Here is a 3,754-nt window from a genome sequence, read left to right on the forward strand (position 1 = left end):
GCATTTGGCTGGTGATCGCCGGCTTCGGCGGCTTTCTCCTGTGGTCCTGGGCATTTGGCTGGTGATCGCCGGCTTCGGCGGCTTTCTCCTGTGGTCCTGGCTGGCGCCGCTGGATGCCGGCGTGGTAGCCACAGGCACGGTCAAAGTCACCAGCAAAAGCAAAGCGGTGCAGCATCTGAGCGGGGGTACCGTAGAGGCGATTCTCGTTCAAGAAGGCGATGTCGTGGCAAAAGGTCAGGAAGTGGTGCGCCTCGACTCCTTGCGTGCCGTTGCCGAACAAGGTGCGGTAAGCGCGCAGTACATCGTCAGCAAGACGGTGGAAAACCGTCTGGAAGCAGAACGTGACAACCGCGCTGTGGTGAACTTCGATCCCGAGTTGGTCAAGCGCTTCAGAGGTGACCACCGCCTGATGGCCGCCATGGACCTGCAACAGCGTCTGCTGGACACCCGGCGGGCCGGTCTCGCTGGCGAAATCAGCATCCTTGAGGAAAACCTCGCGGCGTCGGCGGTGCAGCTCAAGGGCCTGCACCAGGTCTATAGCGCCCGCGGTTCGCAAATCAACTTCCTCACCCAGGAACTCCAAGGCACCCGCGTGCTGGCAGCCGAAGGTTATGTGCCGCGCAACCACCTGCTTGAGCTGGAACGCAGCAATGCCGACCTCTCCGCCGGTCAGGCCGAGAACCTCAACAACATCGCTCGTGTGCGCAGCCAGACTACCGAAATCAAGTTGCGCATCCTGCAACGCCAGCACGATTACCTGAAGGAAGTCGAATCGCAACTGACCGACACCGCCAAGGAAAACACCACCCTGGCCGACCGCTTGCGCGCGCTGGACTATGAAGTGACCCACACCGTGATTCGCTCGCCCATCGATGGCATGGTCCAGGCCCTGAGCATTGCCACCGTCGGCGGGATCATCCAGCCCGGCTTCAAGATCATGGAAATCGTTCCGCTCAACGAACCGCTACAGGTCGACGCGATGATCCCAGTACAGGCCATCGACAAGATGATCCCCGGCCTGGCTGTGGACATTGCCTTCCCAGCCTTCAACCATGCCCAGACGCCCAACATCCCCGGCCGCGTGAAGACTATCTCCGCGGACCGCCTGCTCGACGAGGCTAGTAAGGAACCGTTCTATTTGGCCCAGGTGGAAGTCACGCCCGATGGCATGGGCCTGTTGGGAACCAATCACATTCGCCCCGGCATGCCCGCCACCGTCACCATCAAGACTGGCGAACGCAACCTGATGAGCTATCTTCTTAAACCAATGCTCGATCGTGTGGACAGCTCATTCAAGGAACAATGAAATGGAACGTCATTGGCTGTTCCTCTGCCTGCTAGGGCTGGCTTTACCGGCCAGCGCCATGGACCTCAAGCAAGCCTGGGATCTATTGCAGTACCAGGGTCCTATCTACCGGGCCGCCGTGCATGAAAAAGAGGCAGGTTCGGAAAACCGCGCCATCGGCACGGCCGGCCTGCTGCCACAGATCAATGCCTCGGCCTACGACAACAAGGTCAATGGCTCTCAACGCCAGAACGGCGCCGACAATGATCTCGACTACACCTCCAAGGGCGCTAACGTGCGCCTGCGGCAACCGCTGTTCAACAAGCAAAAGATGGCCGAATATCGCCAAGGTCAGCAGCGTGCCGACTACAGCGTCGCGGTGTTCGATGCCAAGAGTCAGGACGCCGCAGTGCGCCTGGCAGAAAGCTATTTCGACGTGCTCCTCGCCAGCGAAACCATCACCTTGGCCAAGGCCAAGCTGCGCGCCTTCGATGAGCAACTCGCCTCGGCGAAACGGCGCATGGAGCTGGGAGCCGGCACCGTCACCGACATCGACGAGTCAGTCGCTCGCCGCGACCTCGCCGACGCCGAACTGATCGAAGCGCAGGACAACCTGGTCAATGCGCGCAGCCAACTTGAGGAATATATCGGTGAAACTCCCGAATCGCTGACGACCCTACGTCCGAACTTCGATACACCCCCGCTGCAGCCTGGCAATCTGCAGGACTGGTTGGTCAAAGCCCAAACCGATAGCCCGCTGATCCTCGCGCGCCGCTATAGCCGCGACCTCGCCGAAGAAGAAGTGAAACGCGCCAGCGCTGGCCACTGGCCTACACTGGATTTCATTGCCGGCTACACCGCGGGCCAGAGCCAATCACTCTCCGAATTGAATCAACGCAACCACTACGGCTCAATCGGGCTGGAAGTCAATTTCCCGTTGTTCAGCGGTGGCGGCGTCAGCGCGCTGACACGCCAGGCCAGTGCCAATAGTGATAAGGCCCTGGACGAACTCGACGCCACACGGCTGGAAGTCATCTCCGGAACCACCCGTGAGTTTCGTGGCATACAGAGTGGCGCCAAACGTATTCACGCGCTGGAAAGAGCCGTTGAGTCCAACGAACGCTCACTGATTTCGACACGCAAAGGCTTCAAGGAGGGGGGCACCAGCACCAACGTGGACGTGCTCAATGCCGAAGAGCTGCTCTTCGTTGCACGCCACGATCTGTTCGAGGCCAAGTTGCGCTATTTGATGTCGCACCTGCGCCTGGCTTCTTCGGTGGGCAGTCTGGGCGACGACGATATCGCTCAAATCAACGACTACCTCGGCCCGGAACTGCTGGTGACCAACTGACGTTCACCTGCCGCCGGTCGTGTCGAATGACCGGCCGCACCAATTGAGTGCAAAACGTTGGCGAAAATCCGATTTCTCAACTAGGGTCACTACGCACAAAGTCCCCATGATAAGTGTGGGCAAGTGATCAAGGAGAGATTGATGATGTCCATTCGCAAAGCCGAAAAAGCCTATCGCGCCTGGTCGAGCCCGATCCTGCTGGAACTCAAAGAGAGGGAACACCAACTGGACCCCGCCGCGCGTCAGGCACTCGACAACGTTTTGTTAGAAAGACGGCTGATAGACTTTGGCAGCCCTTCAGGCACTGATCGGCGCAATGTTGATTACGACACACATCAGTAATTCACGTGCGCACGTCTTATTAAAAATCTGCCTTTTGCTCATCCAAGTAAAAGTCCGACATCCAAAGGAACTGGCACTACGCCATTTATGTCGTAGCGCTAGCACCTGGAGAATCGGATGACTCACACTCGCTACTTTCAAATCACCTACCGACTCAAGAATGATCTATACGTTTTCGTGCAGCCGGACACGCACATGAGTCACGCAGACGCATGGTATTACGCCTGCCTGCATTCGGGGCTGGGGCTTTCGTATGGACACGATCAACAAAACCACGAGTTACTTCGAAACCATGCGCAATCAGGTGGCTTGATCGACGTCAGCTGGGAAGAATTGCCGAGTTGACAAGGCCGCCACGCGCCCCTGGCAACTTACAGGCACGCCTTGACTGACTTGCGCATCGCCTCGGACTTGGCCCACGGCGGCCCCTGATACAGCGAAACCCGGCTGCCGTCCTTGTGTTTGATAATGTCCAGCACTTCATCCGCTGTGATGATGCTGGGCGCCGTGATCCTGTAGCCATTGGAAATACCGACCTGAGTGGTCTTCGGAATTTCTTTCTGCCATGCTGGCAAAATGCATGCAGCCAGTTCTTTCGGCGGTTTGTTGCTGTATTTGCTGACGTTAGGCTCACCCGGAACCACTGACGCCGGCAACGAACAACCGGCCAGCATCGCCAACAACACTCCCCCAATCAACATCCGCATGACGCACCCTTATGCCGTAAAAACGCGAAATGTACCCCGTCGCCGTCCGCACATCCACCTATTGAATAC

At 58.2% G+C, this 3,754-nt stretch carries 5 protein-coding genes; 4 read left to right on the plus strand and 1 reads right to left on the minus strand.

Annotated features, from left to right (window positions below):
* The first annotated feature begins 4 nt into the window (after window positions 1-4).
* The 4 genes from AC1DRJ_RS21360 to AC1DRJ_RS21375 all read left to right on the plus strand — a co-directional run bounded on the left by AC1DRJ_RS21360 (window position 5) and on the right by AC1DRJ_RS21375 (window position 3,323).
* Window positions 5-1,306 carry an HlyD family type I secretion periplasmic adaptor subunit gene (locus AC1DRJ_RS21360; RefSeq protein ID WP_477803891.1) on the plus strand — a complete coding sequence of 434 codons (1,302 nt, stop codon included), beginning with the start codon at window positions 5-7 and terminating at the stop codon, window positions 1,304-1,306.
* A gap of 1 nt (window position 1,307) precedes the next feature.
* Window positions 1,308-2,636: a TolC family outer membrane protein gene (locus tag AC1DRJ_RS21365; RefSeq protein ID WP_477803887.1), complete on the plus strand. Its 1,329-nt coding sequence runs from the start codon at window positions 1,308-1,310 to the stop codon at window positions 2,634-2,636.
* A 141-nt stretch (window positions 2,637-2,777) separates the two neighbouring features.
* Window positions 2,778-2,978, plus strand: coding sequence for a hypothetical protein (locus tag AC1DRJ_RS21370; protein WP_477803888.1), 201 nt, complete (start codon window positions 2,778-2,780; stop codon window positions 2,976-2,978).
* Between the two features lie 117 nt (window positions 2,979-3,095).
* A complete protein-coding gene (locus tag AC1DRJ_RS21375; RefSeq protein ID WP_477803889.1) occupies window positions 3,096-3,323 on the plus strand; it encodes a DUF6555 family protein in 228 nt (75 codons plus the stop codon).
* 26 nt (window positions 3,324-3,349) lie between these two features.
* Here AC1DRJ_RS21375 and AC1DRJ_RS21380 read toward each other — a convergent pair whose 3' ends face one another.
* Window positions 3,350-3,685 (minus strand): hypothetical protein, encoded by a 336-nt coding sequence (locus AC1DRJ_RS21380; RefSeq protein ID WP_477803890.1) that lies wholly within the window; start codon window positions 3,683-3,685, stop codon window positions 3,350-3,352.
* Window positions 3,686-3,754 lie beyond the last annotated feature (69 nt).

The sequence above is a fragment of the Pseudomonas sp. P5_B2 genome, from assembly GCF_056400445.1.

Bases quoted from the DNA above. Each gene is read 5' to 3' on its own strand.
- AC1DRJ_RS21375 (WP_477803889.1), top strand. From the start codon at position 3,096: ATGACTCACACTCGCTACTTTCAAATCACCTACCGACTCAAGAATGAT.
- AC1DRJ_RS21370 (WP_477803888.1), top strand. From the start codon at position 2,778: ATGATGTCCATTCGCAAAGCCGAAAAAGCCTATCGCGCCTGGTCGAGC.
- AC1DRJ_RS21380 (WP_477803890.1), bottom strand. From the start codon at position 3,685: ATGCGGATGTTGATTGGGGGAGTGTTGTTGGCGATGCTGGCCGGTTGT.
- AC1DRJ_RS21365 (WP_477803887.1), top strand. From the start codon at position 1,308: ATGGAACGTCATTGGCTGTTCCTCTGCCTGCTAGGGCTGGCTTTACCG.